This window comes from Mycobacterium sp. 3519A (assembly GCF_900240945.1).
Classification (GTDB): Bacteria; Actinomycetota; Actinomycetes; order Mycobacteriales; family Mycobacteriaceae; genus Mycobacterium.
The window spans coordinates 2,609,683-2,631,151 of the sequence record NZ_OESG01000014.1 but is presented as its reverse complement, the minus strand read 5'-3'; the positions used below and the strand labels follow the sequence as shown (position 1 = coordinate 2,631,151).

At 66.2% G+C, this 21,469-nt stretch carries 24 protein-coding genes; 11 read left to right on the top strand and 13 right to left on the bottom strand.

What is annotated here, in order from left to right; all coding sequences use genetic code 11:
• The first annotated feature begins 136 nt into the window (after window positions 1-136).
• On the top strand, window positions 137-1,357 hold the full coding sequence (locus C1A30_RS33990; RefSeq protein ID WP_235010330.1) for an MFS transporter: 1,221 nt from the start codon (window positions 137-139) through the stop codon (window positions 1,355-1,357).
• A gap of 15 nt (window positions 1,358-1,372) precedes the next feature.
• Here the strand turns inward: C1A30_RS33990 and C1A30_RS33985 are convergent, their stop codons facing one another.
• Window positions 1,373-2,785 (bottom strand): PLP-dependent aminotransferase family protein, encoded by a 1,413-nt coding sequence (locus C1A30_RS33985; protein ID WP_101952560.1) that lies wholly within the window; start codon window positions 2,783-2,785, stop codon window positions 1,373-1,375.
• A gap of 157 nt (window positions 2,786-2,942) precedes the next feature.
• On the opposite strand from C1A30_RS33985, the gene C1A30_RS33980 reads away from it, so the two are divergent.
• On the top strand, window positions 2,943-3,449 hold the full coding sequence (locus C1A30_RS33980) for a carboxymuconolactone decarboxylase family protein (RefSeq protein ID WP_101952559.1): 507 nt from the start codon (window positions 2,943-2,945) through the stop codon (window positions 3,447-3,449).
• Window positions 3,450-3,580: 131 nt separating this feature from the next.
• Window positions 3,581-4,903, top strand: coding sequence for an acyltransferase (locus C1A30_RS33975; RefSeq protein ID WP_101952558.1), 1,323 nt, complete (start codon window positions 3,581-3,583; stop codon window positions 4,901-4,903).
• Here C1A30_RS33975 and C1A30_RS33970 read toward each other — a convergent pair.
• The 3 genes from C1A30_RS33970 to C1A30_RS33960 are packed head-to-tail and all read right to left on the bottom strand — an operon-like array spanning window position 4,861 to window position 6,170.
• Window positions 4,861-5,472: a LysE family translocator gene (locus tag C1A30_RS33970; RefSeq protein ID WP_101952557.1), complete on the bottom strand. Its 612-nt coding sequence runs from the start codon at window positions 5,470-5,472 to the stop codon at window positions 4,861-4,863. The two genes, C1A30_RS33975 and C1A30_RS33970, sit on opposite strands and share 43 nt — an antisense overlap.
• Window positions 5,473-5,480: 8 nt before the next feature.
• Window positions 5,481-5,684, bottom strand: a complete 204-nt coding sequence (locus C1A30_RS33965; protein WP_101952556.1) for a DUF5302 domain-containing protein — start codon at window positions 5,682-5,684, stop codon at window positions 5,481-5,483.
• Window positions 5,685-5,726: 42 nt separating this feature from the next.
• Entirely contained in the window at window positions 5,727-6,170 is a 444-nt protein-coding gene (locus C1A30_RS33960; RefSeq protein WP_101952555.1) for a PPOX class F420-dependent oxidoreductase, read from the bottom strand.
• A gap of 111 nt (window positions 6,171-6,281) precedes the next feature.
• Between C1A30_RS33960 and C1A30_RS33955 the strand changes: the two genes are divergently transcribed.
• Both C1A30_RS33955 and C1A30_RS33950 read left to right on the top strand, forming a co-directional pair.
• Window positions 6,282-6,803, top strand: coding sequence for a DUF1697 domain-containing protein (locus C1A30_RS33955; RefSeq protein ID WP_101952554.1), 522 nt, complete (start codon window positions 6,282-6,284; stop codon window positions 6,801-6,803).
• Complete coding sequence (locus C1A30_RS33950; RefSeq protein ID WP_101952553.1) at window positions 6,800-7,639, top strand: class I SAM-dependent methyltransferase; 840 nt, start codon at window positions 6,800-6,802, stop codon at window positions 7,637-7,639. Before C1A30_RS33955 ends, C1A30_RS33950 begins: the two co-directional genes overlap by 4 nt.
• Here C1A30_RS33950 and C1A30_RS33945 read toward each other — a convergent pair whose 3' ends face one another.
• Entirely contained in the window at window positions 7,640-8,005 is a 366-nt protein-coding gene (locus C1A30_RS33945; RefSeq protein ID WP_101953089.1) for a GntR family transcriptional regulator, read from the bottom strand.
• A 37-nt stretch (window positions 8,006-8,042) separates the two neighbouring features.
• On the opposite strand from C1A30_RS33945, the gene C1A30_RS33940 reads away from it, so the two are divergent.
• Window positions 8,043-8,756 (top strand): NAD-dependent deacylase, encoded by a 714-nt coding sequence (locus C1A30_RS33940; RefSeq protein WP_200828503.1) that lies wholly within the window; start codon window positions 8,043-8,045, stop codon window positions 8,754-8,756.
• Window positions 8,757-8,865: 109 nt separating this feature from the next.
• Entirely contained in the window at window positions 8,866-9,720 is an 855-nt protein-coding gene (locus tag C1A30_RS33935; protein WP_101952551.1) for a type IV toxin-antitoxin system AbiEi family antitoxin domain-containing protein, read from the top strand.
• A 45-nt stretch (window positions 9,721-9,765) separates the two neighbouring features.
• On the opposite strand, the gene C1A30_RS33930 is transcribed toward C1A30_RS33935, so the two are convergent.
• From C1A30_RS33930 to C1A30_RS33920, 3 genes are read right to left on the bottom strand one after another with little or no spacing between them, the layout of a single operon-like run.
• Complete coding sequence (locus tag C1A30_RS33930; protein WP_101952550.1) at window positions 9,766-10,410, bottom strand: class I SAM-dependent methyltransferase; 645 nt, start codon at window positions 10,408-10,410, stop codon at window positions 9,766-9,768.
• Entirely contained in the window at window positions 10,388-11,089 is a 702-nt protein-coding gene (locus C1A30_RS33925) for a TetR/AcrR family transcriptional regulator (protein WP_200828502.1), read from the bottom strand. Before C1A30_RS33925 ends, C1A30_RS33930 begins: the two co-directional genes overlap by 23 nt.
• 1 nt (window position 11,090) lies before the next feature.
• A complete protein-coding gene (locus C1A30_RS33920; protein ID WP_101952549.1) occupies window positions 11,091-13,370 on the bottom strand; it encodes an MMPL family transporter in 2,280 nt (759 codons plus the stop codon).
• Between the two features lie 154 nt (window positions 13,371-13,524).
• Here C1A30_RS33920 and C1A30_RS33915 point away from each other — a divergent pair, with 154 nt between their 5' ends.
• Entirely contained in the window at window positions 13,525-14,064 is a 540-nt protein-coding gene (locus tag C1A30_RS33915) for a DoxX family protein (RefSeq protein WP_101953087.1), read from the top strand.
• 82 nt (window positions 14,065-14,146) lie between these two features.
• Window positions 14,147-14,278 carry a hypothetical protein gene (locus C1A30_RS36395; protein WP_101953086.1) on the top strand — a complete coding sequence of 44 codons (132 nt, stop codon included), beginning with the start codon at window positions 14,147-14,149 and terminating at the stop codon, window positions 14,276-14,278.
• Window positions 14,279-14,354: 76 nt separating this feature from the next.
• On the opposite strand, the gene C1A30_RS33905 is transcribed toward C1A30_RS36395, so the two are convergent.
• From C1A30_RS33905 to C1A30_RS33895, 3 genes are read right to left on the bottom strand one after another with little or no spacing between them, the layout of a single operon-like run.
• Window positions 14,355-15,353, bottom strand: coding sequence for a nitronate monooxygenase family protein (locus tag C1A30_RS33905; protein ID WP_101953085.1), 999 nt, complete (start codon window positions 15,351-15,353; stop codon window positions 14,355-14,357).
• A gap of 28 nt (window positions 15,354-15,381) precedes the next feature.
• Entirely contained in the window at window positions 15,382-16,134 is a 753-nt protein-coding gene (locus tag C1A30_RS33900; protein ID WP_101952548.1) for a 3-hydroxyacyl-CoA dehydrogenase, read from the bottom strand.
• Window positions 16,135-16,151: 17 nt separating this feature from the next.
• Window positions 16,152-17,246: a CaiB/BaiF CoA-transferase family protein gene (locus C1A30_RS33895; RefSeq protein ID WP_101953084.1), complete on the bottom strand. Its 1,095-nt coding sequence runs from the start codon at window positions 17,244-17,246 to the stop codon at window positions 16,152-16,154.
• Window positions 17,247-17,334: 88 nt separating this feature from the next.
• Here C1A30_RS33895 and C1A30_RS33890 point away from each other — a divergent pair, with 88 nt between their 5' ends.
• Both C1A30_RS33890 and tet(V) read left to right on the top strand, forming a co-directional pair.
• Complete coding sequence (locus C1A30_RS33890; RefSeq protein WP_101952547.1) at window positions 17,335-18,156, top strand: enoyl-CoA hydratase; 822 nt, start codon at window positions 17,335-17,337, stop codon at window positions 18,154-18,156.
• A gap of 117 nt (window positions 18,157-18,273) precedes the next feature.
• On the top strand, window positions 18,274-19,542 hold the full coding sequence (gene tet(V) / locus C1A30_RS33885) for a tetracycline efflux MFS transporter Tet(V) (RefSeq protein ID WP_200828588.1): 1,269 nt from the start codon (window positions 18,274-18,276) through the stop codon (window positions 19,540-19,542).
• On the opposite strand, the gene C1A30_RS33880 is transcribed toward tet(V), so the two are convergent.
• Window positions 19,539-20,243, bottom strand: coding sequence for a CPBP family intramembrane glutamic endopeptidase (locus C1A30_RS33880; protein WP_101952546.1), 705 nt, complete (start codon window positions 20,241-20,243; stop codon window positions 19,539-19,541). The genes tet(V) and C1A30_RS33880 overlap by 4 nt on opposite strands.
• A 2-nt stretch (window positions 20,244-20,245) precedes the next feature.
• The gene (locus C1A30_RS33875) at window positions 20,246-21,388 is read right to left on the bottom strand and encodes an NAD(P)H-binding protein (protein WP_101952545.1); all 1,143 of its coding nucleotides are present in this window, start codon (window positions 21,386-21,388) and stop codon (window positions 20,246-20,248) included.
• Between the last annotated feature and the right edge of the window lie 81 nt (window positions 21,389-21,469).

Below are 21,469 nucleotides of genomic sequence, written 5' to 3'. Positions count from 1 at the left end.
TGATCAACTCTGTGCCACAACAAGACTCGTCGCTTTCCATTGGTTTCGGCGCTATACGAGGAGCTCTAAGTGGCCCACCAGAATACTGCTCGAATGGCCCATATCCACGGACCACTGTGCGCCTAGCGTTCGAACCGTGCGTACCCTGCCGACGAGCTGCCATGTCCCTGCCATCCCCGCCGGATTGGCTCTGACGGGCGCAGCCTTCAGTTTTACCGGTGTGTATCTCGCATCGGGCGTCCTGATGCCGCTGTTGGTTCTCTACCAAGAGCGATGGCGCCTCTCCGCAGCACAGCTCACCCTGGCGTTCGCGGTATTCGCCATCGGCTTTCTCGCGGCCGTCGTCACCGTGGGGTCTTTGTCGGATCACGTAGGTAGGCGCCCAGTCCTGGTCGGTGCGTTGATCATTCAACTGACGTCGAATGTGCTGTTCTTCGGCGCATCCGATGTGCAATGGGTGATCGTGGCCCGCATCGTCCAGGGAATCGCTACCGGCACGGCGACCGCAGCGTTCACTGCATCGCTCGTAGAGCACGCCCCACCGAACCGGAAGAGGCTCGGCTCCATACTCGCTAGCGTCAGCCTCACGGGTGGTCTCGCGGCCGGCTCTCTGCTTGCAGGCACCGCTATTCAACTGACGACCGCCCCGAACGCCATCGTCTTCATCACCCTGATTGTCATCACGGCGCTCAGCGTCGTCGTCGTCGCCCTGTCACCGGAGACTGCCACCCGCGCACCCGGTGCGCTTCGTTCGCTGATCCCTCGCGTAGCCGTACCGCCCCCTGCACTAACGGAATTCGCGGCAGCTGTGCCGGTGATCACGGCGATCTGGATGCTGTCGGGTCTCGCGGGCGGCCTCGCACCCAGCATGGTTCGCAGTGTCTTTGATCTCGACAGCGGACTTCTCAACGGCCTGTGCGGATTCCTCGCGCCTGCCGCCTCAGCCCTGGCCACACTGCTCTTCGCCCGACTCGAAGACCGTCGACTGATGATGGTGGGCATCTATGCATCGATCGCAGGAGCAACCGGCATCGCCTGCGGCGCGATGCTAGGAATTTTGGTCGTGATGTTCGTCGGACAGGGGGTCGCAGGTGCGGGCTTCGGCGCATCCTTCGCGGCGTCTCTGCGGCTTGTGTTGCCGCTTGCGGCCACACATCAGCGCGCGGCGGTCGCCGCCGCGATCTATCTCGTCTCCTACATTGCGTTCGGGGTCCCAGTCGTTGTCGCGGGCAGAATGACCGCCTGCATCGGCGTCGTACCCACCGTCATCTGCTACAGCGCGGCCAGTGCCCTTTTGGCACTGGCCAGCCTGCGGGCACAGTCCCGGCTGGCTCGCAGGGCAACCGCCTTGAACTGACCGTCGGAAGTGAACTCAAGGCAATACCGAGCACAGCGCCCCCAATGCGCTCGGCCAAGCGCTGTCCGATGGACCCCCGAATCCGACCACCAACGCGTCACGGTCGGGAAAATCCCACCCGGGGCCTGCCTTCTCGCATCGAAACTGTGACAACCCGCTGATTCCCAAACCCCGGATTTCCGCCGCTGCGACAACTTGTTTCTCAGTTCCCGCAGGGAGATCCACAATTGCCTGAAGTCCTGCGGCCATCCCCGTGACGCGAACTCTGCGTGACCGGTTGGTCACCGCGGCGACCAACTGGTCGCGGCGGCGGCGATAGTGCAAACGCATCAGACGCACATGCCGGTCATACGCGCCTGAGGCGATGAAGTCGGCGAGTGTCAACTGCTCCAGTGCACTCGACCAGTCAGCATTGCCCTTGGCCACAACAACTTCAGCGACCAGTTCTTCGGGCACCACCATCCAAGCGAGCCGCAGACCCGGCGCCAATGACTTGCTCGCAGAGCCAAAGTACACGACGCGTTCAGGGTCGAGCCCCTGCAGGGCGCCGACCGGCTGACGGTCATACCTGAACTCGCCGTCGTAATCATCCTCGAGGAGCAGACCACCCACAGTGCGCGCCCAGTCGACGGCTGCGGCACGCCTGTCGGGATCCAGTGCCACTCCGGTCGGGTACTGATGCGCCGGTGTCAGCAGGACCGCGCCGACGTCCTTCAAGTCAGTCAGAGCGTCAATGCGCGCCCCGCGCTCGTCGACATAGAGCGCCGGCGTGTGGAGTCCGGCACTCTGCAGTAGACGGCGATACGTATCGAGACCATAGGACTCGACGGCAACACTCCTTGCCCTGCGCGCCTTGAGCGCCTGCGCGATGAGCACGAGGCCTTGGTGAAAGCCAGCGCAGATCACGATCCGCTCCGGCTCCGCGTACACCCCGCGCGACCGGGCAAGATACTCACTGAGGATGGCCCGCAGCGCCGGTTGGCCGCGTGGATCGCCGTAGGACAGAGCATCATTCGGCGCGGCCATCAATGCGCGTCGAGCCGCGGCCAGCCATTGCGTACGCGGAAACTCAGCAAGGTCGGGCGCTCCGGGCATCAGCCCGGTCGCCGGCCGAAACGGTGGCAACGATATCCGGGCAGGTGCGCGCGCGCTGCTGAGCGGGCGCGCACGTCGGGCGACTCGGGTGCCCGAGCCCTGCTGCGCCACGAGCCAACCCTCGGCGATCAACTCCGCGTAGCACTCTGCGACGGTGTTCCGCGCGATGCCGAGATCAACCGCCAGTGCCCGCGACGACGGGAGCTTCGTGCCAGGCCCCAGACGCTCGGTACGGATGGCGTCACGGAGGGCATTCATCAGGCCTGCACGCAACCCTGCGCCGCCGAGGTCGAGATGAAGGTCGGTGCTCGTCGCCGACGACGCCTTCACCATTGGCGACCTCCCTCATAATCGCACTCTCCCAAGCCATTTGAGGATTCTCGAGTACCTCCGCAACGGCTGGCGAAATCTACCCTCGTCATAAATGGCCCACTCATTTAGTCACATAGTGGCCCGTTACAGTGGGCCATATTAGTCCTAGTGTGGCGTTATGACCACCAACGATGCGCAGTACGCCGCTCCCCGTCTTGCCGAACACACCCAACGTCTGGATTGGATGAAACTCGCCCCCGATGTATTCAAAGCCATGGCCCGCCTCGACACCGCGACCGGGCATGGTGTGGAGGCTCGGGAGCTCAATCTGGTGAAGATCCGCTCGTCACAGATCAACCACTGCGCCTATTGCATCGATATGCACACCAAAGACGCGCTGGCGGCCGGCGAGTCGGTAGAGCGGATCGTCCAACTCGACGGCTGGCGGGAGTCGAGGCACTTCTATACGGCGCGAGAGATCGCGGCTGTCGAGCTGACGGAGGCAATCACCCTACTCAGCCGTGCCGGCGTTCCCGACGAGCTGTATGCCAGGGCCGCAAACGAATTCAGCGAGACAGAGTTGGTCTACCTGATCGGGGCGATCACGATGATCAACGCATGGAATCGATTCGCCGTCTCTACCAGGATGGTTCCGGGGCACTACGCGTCCGCTAGGGCGAGCTAGTCGCGCGGACGTTCTTCGACGAGTCTGCGCGTTTGGGCAGACTTCGCCGTCGTCAGCATTGTCAACGGCAATGGCCGCAGAGCCGAAAGTTGAGTACATCTACCTAGCACGTTCGGGCCTACCGTTGCGGCATGACGCTGTTCGGAAGCCCGGCCGAGGTCGAGGCGAGCACCCCCGCGACGCGTGACCGGGCCATCGACGTCATCCGCATCGCCTCGCTTCTCGGCGTCGTGGTCGGCCACACCATCATGGCCACCAGCACGCTGCGCGACGGGGTGTTCATCTGGAGCAACCTGCTGACCGCGTCGCCGATGTTCCAGGCGCTGACGTGGATCTTCCAGATCATGCCGCTGTTCTTCTTCGCAGGCGTCGCGGCGTCTGTCGACTCGTGGAAACCGGAAACCAGTTGGGGCAACTGGCTGATGCGGCGCTGCACTCGCCTCTACCGGCCGGTGTTCTACTACCTGGCGTTCTGGGGCGTCGCGCTTTTACTGCTCAGGACGGTGCTGCCCGAGCACGTGTACGAACCGGTCGCCGGGATCTCGATCCAGTTGCTGTGGTTTCTCGGCGCCTACGTTCTGGTGCTCGCGACGGTCCCGCTGCTGGCCCGCGTCACCAGCACCGGTCGGTTGGTCGCGGCGGTGGCGGGCACCTACGCGGTCATCGCGGTCGTCGACGCGGTTCGGATCAACGTCGACAGGCTGACCGCTCTCGGCTATCTGAACATGGTGGTCTGGTTGATACCCGGCATGTTCGGCATCGCCTACCGTCGCCGCCTGCTCAGCGGACCCACCGCGTTGGCGTTGGGTGCGGTGATGCTCGCGGTCAACGTGGCGCTGCTGGTGCTCGGCCCCTACGAGCTGAGCCTGGTCGGCATCGATAGCCAGCACCTGAAGAACATGACACCGCCGTCGCTGCTGCTGGCCGGGCACGCAATCATGATGTGCGCGTTCGTGATTGGCGCCGCACCCGCGATCGGCCGGTGGGCGCGGCGGCCGCGGGTGTGGTGGCTGACAGCGATCGCCAACTCCGGCGCGATGACGCTGTATCTCTGGCACATCCCGCCACTGCTGGCCATGCACGTGGTGTTCGACTACCTCGGCCATCCGCGGTTCGACCCGTCGGCGCCCGGCTTCGTCGCGCTGTCGGTGCTGCAACTGGTGTTGATGGCCGCGCTGGTGGCCCTGTTGTTCGTGGCGTTGCGGCCGTTGGAGAACCGGCCGCTGCCGCTGTGGGACGGCGGACATGTCGCGCGGCCGGGTCGGCGCAGCGCGGCGGTCGGCGCATCGCTGTGCCTCGCCGGGGCGGCGACGCTGGCCTCGGTCGGCTGGGGCCTCAAGGATCAGGGCCTCTACTGCGTGGCCGTGATGCTGGTCGCGCTGGTCGCCGCGCGGGCGCTGGCAGGTGAAGGTCAGCGGGTCGACGCCGCCAGCCTGCCCGCCAGGATGACGTAGGTGGCCGCGAAGCTGCGCCGCATCCAGGCGACCACCCGCGGCCGCGAGATCACCTCGCGCCGGACGGCCGCGGCGAATACGCCGTAGACGCTGAACACCACCAGCGTCACCGCCATGAAGATCGCGCTGAGGTACACCATCAGCGCCACTGCCCCCGGCCGGTCGGGCGCGACGAACTGCGGCAGGAACGCGAAGAAGAAGATGGTCAACTTCGGGTTCAGCGTGTTGACCAGAACACCGGACACGATCACCCGCCACGGCGACACCGTCGCGGGGCCGTCCTGGACCTGGAACACCGACTTATCGCGAAATGTCTTCCACGCCAAGTAAAGAAGGTAGGCGACGCCCAGCAACTTGATGATCGAGAATGCCATCGCACTGGCGTGCATGATGGCCGCCAACCCAGTCACCGCGGCGATCATGTGCGGCACGATGCCAAGGGTGCATGCGAACGCCGCCACCAGACTGGCTCGCCAACCACGGGACAGCCCGGCCGCGACGGTGTACAGCACGCCTGCCCCCGGCGTCGCGACCACGATCAGCGTGGTCAGCAGGAACTCCGGCGTCATCGGAGCCCCTAACCGCTCTTGCGGCGGAACTCCCGACGGCTTTCCAACGGTCCGTGTGCCCGAGGCTGCTTGGCGCCACCGTTTTTGTGGTCGGCACCGCCCGCTGCCTTGGCCTTCTTCCGCTCCAGCGCTTCCCGGAACTTGCGCTTGGTGTCGTCTTCCGGTTCCGCTGCCGATTCCCGGGTCGCTTCGCTCCCGCCCTCTGATGCCATGACGGAAAGCCTATCCCCCTGCGGTCGCCGTCGTCGTGTGCTTTATCGCCTGCCCGGCGGCATCCCGTAGACGTGGGCGATCGGCAGCGTCATCACCACCCGACGTTCGTCGACCATGGCGCGCCGGTAGTCGTCCCAGTCGGGATGCTCGCCTGCGATATTGCGATACAACGCAATCAGCGCCTCGACGGTGTCGTCGTCCGGCGCTGCGGCGGGCGGGGTCAGCACCGCCTCGCCCTCGGCGACGGCGTACGCCCAACCGTCGTCGGAACTGACGTGGATCGACGCCCTCGGGTCGCGGCGCAGGTTGCGGGTCTTGGCGCGGTCCTCCGTGATCGACGCCTGGATGGTCAGGTTGGGCTTGTCGAACCAGTACGACACGTTCGACAACTGCGGCCTGCCGTCGCGTTTGATGGTGGCCAGCACGCCCAGCGAGTTCCCGCACAGCACGGCCAACAGCTTGTCGTCGAACACCTGGCGCCCCATGAGTCGAGCCTACGTCGCTATGCGTCGAGACTGCTCACAGATCGCGATCCGTCTGGATTCTGCGATCTCACGGCCGTCTGGCGGAATGATTCGGCAACTAGGATCGCAGTCATGGCCCGGTACGCCGCTTTCCTGCGTGGCGTAAACGTCGGCGGCGTCAATCTCAAGATGGCCGACGTGGCCAAGGCGTTCGAAGAAGCTGGGTTCACAAGCGTCCGAACGATTTTGGCGAGCGGAAACGTGCTGTTCGAGAGCCGCGCCGGGGTGGACGCGGTGCGCAAGAAGGCCGAAAAAGCGCTGCGTGCGGCCTTCGGTTACGACGCCTGGGTACTCGCCTACGACGTGCGCACCGTCGCCAAGATCTCCGAGAACTATCCGTTCGACCGCGAAGTCGAAGGCCACCACTCCTACGTCACCTTCGTCACCGACGAGCAGGTGCTCGACGAGCTCGCTGCGCTCGCCGCGGACGCGGGGCCCGACGAGAAGATCGCCCGCGGTGACGGCGTCATCTATTGGCAGGTGCCCAAGACCGGCACGCTGGACACCACGATCGGGAAGACCATGGGCAAGAAGCGCTACAAATCGTCGACCACCACCCGCAATCTGCGCACCGTGGAGAAGGTGCTGCGGTGACGGCGGCCCCGACGGCGAAGGCGGACGGCACGGTGTTGACGGGCGTCTCCGAGACCGCCCTGCTGACGCTGAGGGTGCGGGCCAACGAGGCACGCAGGCCGGATTCGATCATCGACGACCCGATGGCGATCGAGTTGGCCGACGCCATCGACTACGACTACGCGAAGTTCGGCTTCTCCCGCCGCCAGGACATGGCGCTGCGGGCCCTGGCCTACGACAGGGCCACCCGCCGCTACCTCGGCGACCACCCGAAGGCGACGGTGGTCGCGCTCGCCGAGGGGTTGCAGACCAGCTTCTTCCGCCTGGACGCTGCCGGGGTCGGCGACGAATTCCGTTGGCTCACCGTGGATCTCCCGCCGATGATCGCGTTGCGTCGTAAGTTGCTGCCCGCCTCCGACCGGATCAGGATGCTGGCCCAGTCGGCGCTCGACTTCAGCTGGATGGACCAGGTCGACGCCGAACACGGCGTGTTTGTCACCGCCGAGGGGCTGCTGATGTACCTGCAACCCGACGAGGCGATGGCGTTGATCACCGAATGCGCCAAACGCTTCCCCGGCGGCCAGATGATGTTCGACCTGCCGCCGAGCGGCCTGAAGGCGTTACAGCGCCGCGGCGTGCGGGCGTCGCTGCGCTACCGGGTGCCACCCATGCCGTTCACGTTGTCGCCGTCGGAGATCGCAAACCTGGTCAACATGGTGCCCGGCATCCGGGCCGTCCATGATGTGCCGTTTCCCGCTGCTCGCGGCAAAGTGATGAACACGCTGCTGTGGACCGCGCAGCGCATTCCGCTGCTCGATCCGATCAGGCCGGTGTTCGCCCTGCTCGAATTCGGCTAGTCAGCCGAACGCGGCCTCGACGTAGCGCAACGCGTCGTCCTTCTCGATCCCCAGCGCGCGCGCCGCGGTGACGAACGTGTGCGCGGCGGTCGCCATCGCGGTGTCCGCCGGATCGACCCGCGCCACGAAAGTCCCGAAACGCCCCCGGGTTTCGAGAATCCCCGCCGTTTCCAGTTCCCGATATGCGCGTGCCACTGTGTTGACCGCCAGCCCCATTTGCCCCGCTAGTTCGCGGACCGTCGGCAGCCGGGTCCCAGGCGGCAGCTTGCCGTCTCTGACCCCGTCGATGATCTGCGTCCTGAGCTGGTCGAAAAGCGGCTTGGCGACGTTCTGGTCAACGCGTACCCAATCCCCCAACTCGGCCACGTGCATCAGTATCCCGCAAACCCGCTACTTTGGTGATGTGCAACTGACCGTGCTCAGCGGGGCAGGCATTTCCGCAGAGAGCGGAGTGCCGACGTTCCGCGACGCCGAGACGGGGCTGTGGGCGAAGGTCGACCCCTACGAGATCTCCAGCACCGAGGGTTGGCGGGAGCACCCGGACAAGGTGTGGGCCTGGTACCTGTGGCGGCACCACATGATGGGCGCGGTGCAGCCCAACAACGGCCACCTGGCCGTAGCGGCCTGGCAGGACTACGCCGACGTGCACGTCGTCACCCAGAACGTCGACAATCTGCACGAGCGCGCCGGCAGCCAGAAGGTCTACCACCTGCACGGCAGCTTGTTCGAATTCCGTTGCGACCATTGCCAGGGCGAGTATCGCGAGGCGATTCCCGACATGCCCGAACCGGTGGCGTCTGTTGATCCGCCGCAGTGTTCGTGCGGCGGGTTGATCCGCCCGAACGTGGTGTGGTTCGGCGAGGCGCTGCCCGAGGACGCGTGGCAGCGGTCGGTCGACGCGGTGACAAACGCCGATCTGGTGATCGTGGTGGGCACCTCCTCGATCGTCTACCCGGCGGCCGGACTGCCCGAGTTCGCGGTGGCCAAGGGCATCCCGGTCATCGAGGTCAACCCCGAGCCCACACCGCTGTCCGACTCGGCGACGGCGGTGGTGCGCGAATCGGCCGCGACCGCGCTGCCGGGCCTGCTGCAGCGGATACCGACCCTGCTCACTTAGCCTTCGCCCCCCGGCGATTTGTGCACGTTCTCGAGCGCTCACCGCTCTTCTGCGCACACAAATCGCGGGAGGGGGAACCGCGCAAGCTGCGCGCGCGTCCACCTCTCATGTGCTCAATGAATTTCTACGGCGGCAAGACGGCGTCATCACCTTGGCGCAAGCACATCAAGCGGGGCTGAGCAGGCACGCCGTCGACCGGCGGGTCCGGTCGAAGCACTGGCGTCGCGTAACGCCAGGCGTGTTTTTCGTCGACGACCGTCCATTCACCGATGCAGCACGCGTGCGAGCCTCCGTCTGGGGCTACGGTGCGAACGCCGCCGCCAGTGGGCTCGCGGCCGCGTGGTGGCACGATCTGACGAAGTTCGCGCCGGACATCGTCGAAGTGACCGTACCGAGAGCGAGTCACCATCCGCACCGCGACGGTGTGCGCATGCGACGACGCGACTTGGCGCCGGCGGACGTCGTCGAGCGAAAAACCTTGCGGGTAACTGAGTTAGCGCTCACCGTCGTCGAGGCTGCCGTCCGGACTCGAGGTGGTGCCGCCTTGATGGATTCGGCGTTGCAGCGCCACGTCGATCTGCGCGACCTCTGGCGTGCACATCTGCGCAATAAGGGCCGCCACGGATCGCCCGCGGCCAGACGGCTACTGCAAGCAGCCTCCGACGGCGCCCGTTCGGAAGCCGAACGACTTCTCGTGAGCCTGCTCCGCCAGGCGGGCATCACCGGCTGGCAAGCGAACTATCCAGTCGGCGGCTACAAAGTCGACGTCGGATTTCCCAAGCAGAAGGTGGCCCTGGAAGCGGATGGATGGGCGTTCCACAGCGACCCGGATGTGTTTGTCGGCGACCGCAACAGGCAGAACAAGATCGCTTTGCTTGGGTGGACGGTCCTGCGGTTCACCTGGCTGGACCTCACGATGTACCCGGATCGAGTGATTGCCGAGATAAGGCAAGCGATCCGTTGACTTGTGCGCGTTTCGGAGCGCTCACAGCTCGTCAACGCACACAAATCACGCCGGAGGCGAAGGCTTGACGGCCCGGCCGAGTGCGACCTCCGACGTCGGCACCGGCAGCCACCGCGGAACCACCCACTCGCGGCGCGCACGGGTCACCGTGAAGCCCGCGTCGGCGATGGTCTGCTCGGTGTGCCGATGCGTGTGGCAGTTGCCTGCCAACCGCGGCCACAGCGTGGCGTCGGCAATGCGCTGCAACCGGGCCCGCGCGCCGGTGCTGGCGATGTGCTCGAAGTAGCGCAGCTCACCGCCCGGCTTCAGCACCGAAAACAGTTGCCGCACAACGCTTGACGGTTCGTCGACCGAACACAGCACCAACGAGCACACGGCCGCGTCGAAGGGCTCGCTGTCCGAGAACTGCTCCACCGTCTGGCTGCTGACGGTGACCGGCACCGGCGCCGCGGCCGCCGCCTGCTGCGCCTGCACCGCCAGCCTGCGCTCGGGCTCGACCGCGACCACCTCGGTCACGGTGTCCGGATACAGCGCGAAGTTCGTCCCGGTGCCCGCGCCGACCTCGAGCACACGGCCCGAAAGGCCCGCGAGGTTCTCCCGCCTCAGCCGCTTGAGCGGTTCGGGCTCGTGGCTGGCCATCCAGGTCCACACCCTGGCGAAGAACGGATTATCGACGGTCGTGCTGCTCATCGAGCATCCCCTTCAGCATTCCGATGGTCTGTGTGGGCGACAGGTCGAGGTCGAGCGGCCCGGTCACGATCTGACCGACGCACATCGCCCTCAACACCCGGTCGACGAACACCTCGGTGTCCCCCCACGGTAGATACGGCCGCGAGATCAGCAGCGCCGCCAAGCCGTGCGCCACCGTCCACAGTTCCAGCGCGAAGGTGGTCGCGTCGCCCGCAGGATATGTGCCGTCGGCGATCAACGCCTCCACAGCGTTGCGCATGTGCACGAACGCCGAAGTGTTCAGCGCCATGTCGACGTCACTGCCCGGCCTGCTCTCGCTCATCATCGCGATGCGGTACAGCTCAGGTGTTTTCACCGCGAACTTGACGTAGGCCAACCCCTGGGCGCGCAGCACGTCGATGTTCGACGGCTGATCCGCCGCGACGCGTTGCATCTCCTCGTCGAGTTTCTCGAAGTACCTCGCGCATACGGCGTCCAGTAACGCGTCCTTGTCGGCGAAGTGCAGATAGATCGACGGCGGCGTGACCCCGACCCGCTGCGCGACCGACCGGATGGACACCGCCTTCGCGTGTCCGGTCTCGAGCAGCAGTTCAGTCCCCGCGTCCAGAATGTCCTCGCGCAACTGGTCACCGGAACCGCGCGGTGCCCGCCGCCGACGACGCAACCGTTCAACCGTCACGCTAACCAGTGTCCGCCACCGCGGCGGCGACGCGTCGTCGATCGTCGACCCGTGGCTCGTCGTCGTCGGCCGTCTCACTGATGCCGATGCGCTCGTGCAACTTGGCCAATGGCTTGGGCGCCCACCAGTTCCACCGGCCCAGCACATGCATGAAGGCGGGCACCAACAGCATGCGGACCAGGGTGGCGTCGGCGAGCACCGCGAGCGTCAGGCCGACCCCGAACATCCGCATGAACGCCACCTGAGCGGCGATCAGCGCGGCGAACGAGATCGCCATCAACAAGGCGGCGGCGGTCACGACGCGACCGGTGCGGGCCAGGCCGAGGGCGACGCTTTCGTCGTTATCTGCGCGCGTCTTGCCGGACTGCAGCCAGTACTCGCGGATCCGCGACACCAGGAACACCTCGTAGTCCATCGACAGCCCGAACGCGATACAGAACAACAACACCGGCAGATTGGCGACGATCGTGCCCGTCGGTGTGGTGCCGAGCGCGCCGAGATGACCCTCCTGGAAGATCCACACCAGCGCGCCGAACGCGGCGGTCAGCGACAACACGTTGAGCACCAACGCCTTCAGCGGCAGCACCACGCTGCCGGTCAGCAGGAACAACAGCACGAACGTGATCGCGGCGATAACGCCGAGGACCATCGGCAACCGTGAGGTGATCGCATCGGAACTGTCGCGATTGATCTGGGCGACACCGGTCAACTGCACGTGCTCACCCGCGGGCGCAGGCACCGCGCGCAGTCGGTCGAGTTGGGCCTCCGACGCATCGCTGAACAGCGGCGCGGTGCTGCCGACGGTCAGGAACGCGCTACCGTCCTTGAATCCCGTTGCGGCAGAGGGTGGTCCGGCCTTCCTGCCGTCGACGTACGTGCCGCCGGGCGCCGACACCGACGACACGTCGGGCACCTGCGACAGCTCCGACGCGTACCGGTCTAGGTCGGGCGGTGCGACGCCGGTGGTGTCCGGCATGACGACGGTGACGTTGCGCGCGGAGTCGACGGCGAAGTTGTCGCGCATGTCGTCGCCCACTTGTCGCGCGGACAGCGACTGCGGCAGGACACGATCGTCGGGGAAGCCCCATCTGATGCCGAGGAACGGCGCGCCCAACACCAGCAGCAGGGTGACGATCGCCAATCCGACCGGAATCGCGCGCCGCATAACGCCTTTGGTGGTGCGATACCAGAAGGTCTGCTCGATCGGCTTGCGCACCGGGTCGGGCCTGCGAAACACCCAGCGGGCCAGTCGACGCACGTCGAGGGAGTCCAACCGGTCGCCGAGCAGCGCGATCGCCGCGGGCGCCACCACGATCGCGGCCACCGCCGCGAACGCCACCACCGCGATGCCCGCATAGGCGAACGACTTCAGGAAGTACATCGGGAAGAGCACCATCGCGATCATCGACAGCGCGACCGTCATCGCCGAGAACAACACGGTGCGGCCCGCGGTGGTCATCGTGCGCACCAGCGCGCGGTCGCGGTCGGCGCCGTCTGCGAGTTCGTCGCGGTACCTGCTGATGATCAGCAGCGTGTAGTCGATGGCCAGTGCCAACCCCATCGCGACCGTCAGGTTCATCGCGAAGATCGACACGTCGGTGATCAACGTGACGGCCCGCAGCACCGCCATCGAGCCCAGGATCGCGAAGCCGCCGACGGCCAACGGCAGCGCGGCGGAGATCACACCGCCGAACACCCAGACCAGCACGAGGAAGCTCAACGGAATCGCGATGGATTCCATTGTCAGCAGGTCCTTTTCGCTCTGGCTGTTGATCTGCACGTAGATCATCGCCTCACCGCCCGCGCGCACAGTGACGCCGTCGCGGTCGTGCACCAGCTTTTCGGTCAGCTCCTTCGCATGCTGCTGGGCACCGCTCTCGCCGCCGGTGACGCCCGCGACGATCAGCCCCGTCTTGCCGTCCTTACTGACCAGCGCGGGAGCGGCGGACGCAGGCGCGGTCCACGCGGAGGTCACCTCCCCCACATACGGCGATGCCTTCAGCTGGTCGGTGATCTCGGTGCCGACGGCGCGCGCGGCCGGTGCCTGCGCGCCGCGGTCGGACGTGACGCTGATCAACAGCTCCATGTCACCCTGACCGAACTTGTCGACGAGCAACTTGGTCGCCTGCGCCGACTCCGACGTCGGGTCCTGGAATCCGCCTGCCGACAAGTGCTTGGCCACCGGGATGCCGAAGATTCCGGAGGCCACCATCACCAGGAGGGCCACCGCGATGATCCGGCGGGGTGCGGCAATGGCGAGCAGTGCGATGCGTTGCAGCACGTAGCCTCCTTCACGATGACCTATCGTCGATAACTTATCAACGATAACTTAAGGCGGTCAACCACCCGCTTACCGGTTAGTACGAAACGTGACCACCGGTTCGTTCACCAAGGAAGCATTCACAGCGTTCTCCCAGCCGAATAGGCTGCGGCTCATGGCGACCACACAAGTGAGTACCCGCAGCGACGCCTCCATAGCGGACGTCGGCCTGCTCATCTTGCGGATCGGCGTCGGCGCCGCAGTGGTTCAGGCCGGGCTGATCAAAGCGTTCGACTTCCGCACCACGGTCGACTTCATGGAAGCCGGCGGTTGGCGCCTGCCCGGATTCGCCGCGTTCATGGTCACCGCCGCCGAAACCGCAGGTGGCGTCGGCCTGCTGCTCGGTGCAATGACACCGTTGGCCGCCTGCGCGGTGATCGCCGCGATGCTCGACGCGTGGGCGGTCAACGTCGCGGCCGCCGCGTTCTGGTCGGAACCGTTCAACGTCCCGTTCCTGCTCGCGGTCGGTGCCGCGACGGTGCTGTTCACCGGCGCAGGCTGCTACTCAGTGGATGCCAAGGTCTTCGGCCGCACCCGGTTCGGCGTCCGCGTCGCAGTGAGTTTGCTGGTCGTGGCCGTCGCCGCGGCGCTGCTGACCTGGATCCTGCTGAACGGCACGAACCCGATCCACTTCACGGCGCCCCCACCTGCCTGAACCTACCCGGCGGTAAGAATTGCCACCATTTTCCGAATCGAGACTCAAAGATTCCTTAATGGTGATGGTTACTGTTCAGTACATGTGGATCGACGACACCAGTGCGGATGTCATCAAGGTTGACTTCGAGGCTCTCTACCACGGCGATGTCCTGGTCGAGGGTGATACCTCGGAGCAGCTCGACGACGAGCACACCCTTCCCACCGCAGTCTGAGTAAGCGCGCGCCTCGCGGCGCGCGTTCACCCATGACAGTTTGCCCAGGACGGGCAGTGCGTCGATATTCCCTTTTCTAAGCCACGTTCTCTTCAGCGTCTAGCTCGACCATGTCGGCCAGCCTGCCGGTGATCAGCTCCTCCGCTTCCGCGACAATGCGCGACACCAGCTCGACACAGGTCGGGATGTCGTTGATCAGGCCCATCGCGGTGCCGACCGACCAGATGCCGGCATCCAGGTCACCGACCTCGTAGACCTTGACGCCGCGCTTGCCCGCGACCAGGTCCTTGACGTCGGAGAACTGTCCGCCGCGGTTGAGGATCTCGACCACCTCACGCGACACCGCATTGCTCGCCACCCGCGCGGTGTTGCGCAGCGGTCGGAAGATCAGTTCGGTGTCGAGTTCGCTGCCCGCGACGATCGCTTCCTTGACGTTCTGGTGGATCGCCGACTCGACGGTGCACATGAACCGCGAGCCCATGTTGATGCCGTCGGCACCCAGTGCCAGCGCCGCGACCAGACCACGCGCGTCGGCGAAACCGCCCGACGCGATCATCGGGATGTCGATCTTGGCGGCGGCAGCGGGAATCAGCACCAGGCCCGGGATGTCGTCCTCGCCGGGATGACCCGCGCATTCGAAACCGTCGATGCTGATGCCGTCGACGCCCAGGCTTTGTGCCTTGACCGCATGCCGCACCGAGGTGCACTTGTGCAGCACCTTGATCCCGTTGTCGTGGAACATCGGCAGATGCGGCGCCGGGTTCGACCCGGCGGTCTCGACGATCTTGATGCCGGAGTCGACGATCACCTGGCGGTACTCGTCGTAGGGCGGCGGGTTGATCGTCGGCAGGATGGTCAGGTTGACCCCGAACGGCTTGTCCGTCAGGTCGCGGCACTTGGCGATCTCGTTGGCCAGATCCTTCGGCGTCGGCTGGGTCAGCGCGGTGATGAAGCCGAGCGCACCCGAGTTCGCCACGGCGGCAACGAGTTCTGCGCGGCCGACCCACTGCATGCCACCCTGCACGATCGGGTGTTCGATCCCGAACGTCTCGGTGAACTTCGTGTTGATCGTCATCGGTGCAGTCTCCTCTTCGCGCAAGCGCTCATCGGGGCGCCATCCTGATCGCCCCATCCAACCGGATCACCTCACCGTTGAGCATCGGGTTCTCGACGATGTGCACCGCCAGCGCGCCGTACTCGTCGGGATCGCCGAGACGCGCGGGATGCGGCACCTGCTTGCCCAGCGAGGCCTGCGCCTCCTCCGGTAGCGAGCCCAGCAACGGGGTCTTGAACAGACCGGGGGCGATCGTCACGACGCGGATCAAGTCGCGGGACAGGTCGCGCGCGATCGGCAGGGTCATGCCGACGACGCCGCCCTTCGATGCCGAGTACGCGGCCTGACCGATCTGGCCTTCGAACGCGGCGACGGACGCGGTGTTGATGATGACGCCGCGCTCACCGTTGACGGGTTCGGTCTTGGCGATCCGCTCGGCGGCCAGCCGCAGCACGTTGAAGGTGCCGATCAGGTTGACCTCGATGACCTTCTTGAACCCGTCGAGCGGGAACGGGCCGTCCTTGCTCAGCGTCTTGATCGCGTTGCCGATGCCTGCGCAGTTGACGTTGATGCGCAGCGGGCCCATCTTCTCGGCCGCGTCCAGCGCAGCGCTCACCGCGTCGGGGTCGGTCACGTTGGTCTCGACGAACTGGGCGCGATCGCCGAGTTCTTTGACCGCGTCCCCACCCTTGAGGTCGATGACGACCACGGACGCGCCACGGTCGAGCAGGCGCTTCGTCGTCGCCAGCCCCAGCCCCGAGGCGCCACCCGTGACAACGGCTACTGCGTCTTTGATCTCCACTGATTGTGTTCCTTTCTCTAAACCCAGTCGCGTAGGACAGCGTCGGTGTCGGCGCCCGGCACACCGGGCGGTTTCGGCTTGCCGGCGGCGGTGCGCGAAAACCGCGGCGCCGGTGAGGGATACAGGTAGTCGTTCTCGCGGTAGAACGTGTCGCGCTCGGTGTTGTGGGGCTCGGCCTCGACTTCGGCGAACGACAGCACCGGCGCCACGCAGGCGTCGCTGTCCGCGAACACCTTGGCCCAGTGGTCGCGGTCCTGCGAGGCGAACACCTCGGTGAGCTTGGCCCGCAGTTCCGGCCAGCGACTCATGTCGTTCTGGTCGGGCAGGTCGTTGGGGTCGAGTCCGAGCTTGTCCAGCAGTTCGGCGAAGAACTGCGGTTCGATCGACCCGACCGAGACGTAACGGCCGTCGGCGCAGGTGTAGGTGTCGTAATACGGTGCGCCGGTGTCGAGCATGTTCACGCCGCGCTCGTCGCTCCACATCCCCATCCCGCGGAACGCCCACATCATGGTCGACAGCACGCTGGACCCGTCGACCATCGCCGCGTCGATGACCTGACCCTTGCCGGAGCGCTCACGCTCCCACAGCGCCGACAGGATGCCGACGACCAAAAACATTGAGCCACCGCCGAAGTCGCCGACCAGGTTCAGCGGCGGGACGGGGCGTTCGCCCGCCCGGCCGATCGCGTGCAGCACCCCGTTGAGCGAGATGTAGTTGATGTCGTGGCCGGCCTGCTGGCTGCGCGGGCCGGTCTGCCCCCAGCCGGTCATCCGGCCGTAGATCAGCTTGTCGTTGACCTTCGCACAGTCCTCCGGACCGAGACCGAGTCGCTCCGTGACGCCGGGCCGGAACCCTTCGATCAGCACATCGGCCTTCGCGACCAACTGCAGGACGAACTGGCGGCCCTCGTCGCTCTTGAGGTCGGCGGTGACCGAGCGCCGGTTGCGCAACAGGTAGTCGCGACCGGGTTGGGTGGCCGGGCCGAGCCCCTTACCGGGCCGCTCGACACGGACCACGTCGGCGCCGAGATCACCCAGCAGCATCGCGGCGTGCGGCCCTGGGCCGATGCCGGCCAATTCGACGACTCGCAGTCCCTCCAGTGGTCCAGCCATGTCCAAACCCGCCCTCTCTGCCAGGTACCCAGTGACCGCCGACATATCTTACTTGTATAACCATGTGGGCCGACTTAGGGTGCCTTCTATGACGACGACTGACGCCCGCACCGACGCCTACACGAGCATCGACGATCTCCGTGTCGAGCTCACCGACGGGGTGCTGACCGTGACGCTGAACCGCCCGGACAGCCTGAACTCGTTGACCGCGCCGATGCTCAAGGGCATCGGCGATGCGCTGGAGCAGGCGGCGGGCGATCGCCGGGTGAAGGTGGTGCGTCTCGGCGGCGCGGGTCGCGGGTTCTCGTCGGGCGCCGGGATCAGCGAGGAGGACCACGCGAATCCGGGCGCGGCGGGAACGCCCGCCGATGTGCTCGACGCGGCCAACCGCGCGGTCTCCTCGATCGTGAACCTGCCGCAGCCGGTGGTGGCGGTGGTGCAGGGGCCCGCGGCAGGTGTCGGCGCGTCGCTGGCGTTGGCCTCTGATGTCGTATTGGCTTCGGAGAAGGCGTTTTTCATGCTGGCGTTCACCAAGATCGGCCTGATGCCGGACGGCGGAGCGTCGGCGTTGATCGCGGCGGCGGTGGGCCGTATCCGGGCGATGCGGATGGCGTTGCTCGCAGAGCGGATCCCGGCGGCGGAGGCGTTCGACTGGGGACTGGTCACGGCGGTGTATCCGGCCGACGAGTTCGAGGCACAGGTCGACAAGGTGATCGAGACGCTGGTGTCCGGGCCCGCAGTGGCGTTGCGCAAGACCAAGAATGCGATCAACGCCGCGACATTGGTCGAGTTGGAGGCCGCGCTGGAGCGTGAGAAGGAAGGCCAACTGGTCCTGCTCGAGTCGGACGACTTCCGCGAGGGCACCAAGGCGTTCCAGCAGCGCAGGCCGGCCCGCTTCACCGACTCATAGCGATTTGTGTGCGTTCAGGAGCGCTGAGCGCGCGAAAACGTGCACAAATCAACGGAAATTCGGTGGACTCGGCCACCGTCGCTCCGCCACCATCTAGTGGTGAGTACGCAATTCGACATTGAACAGCCGGTGGCCACCGCCGGTGGCTGGCGTGTGCTCGCACCCTTCAAGTTTCGCGAGTACCGCCTGCTGATCGCGGCGGTGTCGTTGTCGATCTTCGCCGAAGGCATGTGGGCCGTCGTGATGGCGCTGCAGGTCATCGAACTGTCCGACGACCCGGCGTCGCTGTCGCTGGTCGCCACCTGCCTCGGCGCAGGCCTGGTCGCGTTCGTCTTGGTCGGCGGGCTTGCCGCCGACCGGATCAGCCAGCGCGCCATCATCATCGCCGTCGAGACCGTCAACGTGATCGCCGTTTCCACCATCGCAGTCCTGGGACTCGTTGGCGCCCTGCGGATTTGGCACATGGCGGTGGCCGCAGCGGCACTCGGCATCGCCGCGGCGTTCTTCTTCCCCGCCTACAGTGCGATCCTGCCGCGGATTCTGCCGCCTGAGCAGTTACTCGCCGCCAACGGTGTCGAAGGCGTCGTGCGTCCGGTGTTCCAGCGGGCCGTCGGCCCCGCCATTGCGGGCCTGGTGGTCGGCGCGACGTTCCCATCGGTCGGCGCGGCGTTGGTGGCCGCGCTGTTCGCCATCGGACTGACTCTGCTGGTCGCCACCAGGCCCGTGATGAAACCCGCTGCGCCCCAACCGGATCAGGAGCGGCCGCACCTGCTGCGCGATCTGCGGGAAGGCTTCGTCTTCATGGTCGGCACCCCGTGGCTGCTGTGGACGCTGCTGTTCGCCAGCATGTCCGTGCTGCTGGTGCTCGGCCCGATCGAGGTGCTGCTGCCGTTCATCGCCAAACAACGCTTCGAGGACGGCGCCAGGACCTACGGCTTCATCCTGGCGTTCTTCGGTGTCGGCAGTGCGCTTGGCGCGCTGGCGGTGTCGTCGGGGCGACTGCCGCGTCGCTACCTCACGGTGATGATGACGATGTGGAGCGTCGGTTCGGTGCCGCTGGTGATCGTCGGCATCACGTCGTCGTTCCCGTTGATGGCCGTCGCGACGTTCGTCATCGGCTGCACCGACGGCGCGGGCATGGTCATCTGGGGCACGCTGCTGCAACGACGCGTTCCGACCGCGATGCTGGGACGGGTGTCGAGCCTGGACTTCTTCGTGTCGCTGGCCTTCATGCCGGTGTCGTTCGCGATCGTCGGCCCGCTGTCGAAAGTCGTTTCAATGCAGACGATCTTCCTGGTGGCGGGTATCGCGCCGGTGCTGCTGGCGGCGGTTGCGATGTACGCCGCCAAGATGCGCCGCGACGAACTGGCCCACCCGCTGCGCTAGACGCCGAACAGCGGCGGCAGTGCGAGCACCATGACCAGCCCCCAGAAGAAGTGGGTCAGCATCGGTGCGAGCACACCGCCGGTGGCGCGTCGTTCGAAGGCGCATACCACGCCGAGTATCAGGGCGGCGAAGCCCAGCATCGGGTTGCCGGTGGTCACCCCGGTGGCGACGACGTAGACGATCGTCGACACCAGCACCGGATGCCACTTGCCCAAAGCGGTGTAGAGCGCGCCGCGGAAAAACAACTCCTCGGCGAGACCGTTGATCACCGTGATGAACGTGACCAGCGCCAGCGGCCCGTAGTCGGCGAATTCCAGTACCCGGGTGATGTATTCGCGAACGCCTGGTATTTCGCGCGCGATCAAACCGCCGAGCAGAAAGACGGCGCCCAGCGCAACTCCGATCGCGGTTCCGGTGATCACCGGCCGTTGGTTGCGACCGCGGAAGCGGATACAGCCGAGGTGCAACGGCCCGGACAAGAACGCGCCAAGCGCCCAGACCCCGGCCAGCGCGAGGGTGAGCCAGTAGAACGACTCGTCGCCTGGCGGCCGCGTCAGCGAATATCCAAGCAGCGCACCGCCGATCACCAGCACGGCGACCACCACTATGCGGCGGCGCCGCACGGTCGACGGCCCTTCGTGGTGGGGCACCGCGACGGTCGAGGCGATACCCCTGACGTCGCCGAGGAATCCCGTCGTCATGCCTAATTCACCTTCGGCGCCAAGCTGATCAGGGTGTCGAGCCCCGTGCGCAGCGCGCCCGCGACGGGACCCGGCACCAGCCCGAGCAGACCGAGCACCGGCCGCGCGATCGGCGGCATGACGGCGCGCGCCAACTGCCGGATGCGCGCCGTGTCGCCGCCCGCCCACACCGGATCGGTGTCGGCCAGGTGGTGCGGATCGGTGAGGTCGTTGACCGGCCGCGGCCGATCACTCGACAGCGCACGGGATATCGCGTCGTCGATCCCGAGCAGACCGCCCGGTGGATCGGGCACCACATCGCGCAACCGGGCATCCGACGCCATCATCGGATAGTCGAGCGACTCCACCAGATCGGAGGCCAGCCCACCCGGGACCGGCAGCACCGCGGCCGTCATCCTCGACACCACGCTGGTGTCCACCATCGGCACAGGCAATTCCGCGCGCCACTTGCCCGAGATCCGCGCATAGGACCGCAGCAGATCGCTGTAGGACGTCGTCTCCGGGCCGAAGATGTCGTAGGCACCCGCGGGCACCCGCTGCCCGTCGGCGGCGGCCACGAGGTAGTAGAGCACGTCGCGGATCGAGATCGGGTCCATCGGATTCGCCGACCAGGCCGGCATCGGGATCAGCACGAACCGGTCGCCGACGTAGCGCAGCATCTCGAACGACGTCGACCCGGCGCCGATGATCATCGCCGCGCCGAGCCACACCACGTCCGCGCCGCCGTCGACGCTCAACGCGTGCGCCACCTCGGCGCGACTGGTCAGGTGTTCGGACAGTTCCTCGTCGTCGGGCACGAAGCCGCCGAGATAGACGATCCGTCGCACCCCGGCGTCCTTCGCCGCGTTGGCGACGTTGGCCGCGGCGCGGTTGTCCGCATCGCGAAAGTCGGGCTGCCCGATGGTGTGCACCAGGTAGTAGACGACGTCGATCGGACCCGCATCCGCGAATGCCTGCTTGGCCGACGCCTCGTCGTGCGCGTCGAGCGCGACGGCGGTGATCTGGTCGTACCAACCGAAGTCGGCCAGCCGGTCGGGGTTTCGTGATGCGGCCATCACGTCGTGCCCCTCGTCGAGCAGAGCACTGACAAGCCGTGAGCCGACATAACCGGTGGCGCCGGTAACCAAAATTCGCACGGGAGTCACCGTACGGAGGTACCCGCGGCCATCAAATCGAAATCACATTCTGGTAGCGACTTCACAGTGTCGGTCGAACACCTTGTGCGC

What these genes read in the sequence shown, in the direction of transcription:
- C1A30_RS33915 (WP_101953087.1), top strand. Translation starts at nt 13,525, where the DNA reads ATGGCGACCACACAAGTGAGTACCCGCAGCGACGCCTCCATAGCGGAC.
- C1A30_RS33980 (WP_101952559.1), top strand. Translation starts at nt 2,943, where the DNA reads ATGACCACCAACGATGCGCAGTACGCCGCTCCCCGTCTTGCCGAACAC.
- C1A30_RS33930 (WP_101952550.1), bottom strand. Translation starts at nt 10,410, where the DNA reads ATGAGCAGCACGACCGTCGATAATCCGTTCTTCGCCAGGGTGTGGACC.
- C1A30_RS36395 (WP_101953086.1), top strand. Translation starts at nt 14,147, where the DNA reads ATGTGGATCGACGACACCAGTGCGGATGTCATCAAGGTTGACTTCGAG.
- C1A30_RS33985 (WP_101952560.1), bottom strand. Translation starts at nt 2,785, where the DNA reads ATGGTGAAGGCGTCGTCGGCGACGAGCACCGACCTTCATCTCGACCTC.
- C1A30_RS33970 (WP_101952557.1), bottom strand. Translation starts at nt 5,472, where the DNA reads ATGACGCCGGAGTTCCTGCTGACCACGCTGATCGTGGTCGCGACGCCG.
- C1A30_RS33955 (WP_101952554.1), top strand. Translation starts at nt 6,282, where the DNA reads ATGGCCCGGTACGCCGCTTTCCTGCGTGGCGTAAACGTCGGCGGCGTC.
- C1A30_RS33905 (WP_101953085.1), bottom strand. Translation starts at nt 15,353, where the DNA reads ATGACGATCAACACGAAGTTCACCGAGACGTTCGGGATCGAACACCCG.
- C1A30_RS33890 (WP_101952547.1), top strand. Translation starts at nt 17,335, where the DNA reads ATGACGACGACTGACGCCCGCACCGACGCCTACACGAGCATCGACGAT.
- C1A30_RS33975 (WP_101952558.1), top strand. Translation starts at nt 3,581, where the DNA reads ATGACGCTGTTCGGAAGCCCGGCCGAGGTCGAGGCGAGCACCCCCGCG.
- C1A30_RS33965 (WP_101952556.1), bottom strand. Translation starts at nt 5,684, where the DNA reads ATGGCATCAGAGGGCGGGAGCGAAGCGACCCGGGAATCGGCAGCGGAA.
- C1A30_RS33895 (WP_101953084.1), bottom strand. Translation starts at nt 17,246, where the DNA reads ATGGCTGGACCACTGGAGGGACTGCGAGTCGTCGAATTGGCCGGCATC.
- C1A30_RS33960 (WP_101952555.1), bottom strand. Translation starts at nt 6,170, where the DNA reads ATGGGGCGCCAGGTGTTCGACGACAAGCTGTTGGCCGTGCTGTGCGGG.
- C1A30_RS33880 (WP_101952546.1), bottom strand. Translation starts at nt 20,243, where the DNA reads ATGACGACGGGATTCCTCGGCGACGTCAGGGGTATCGCCTCGACCGTC.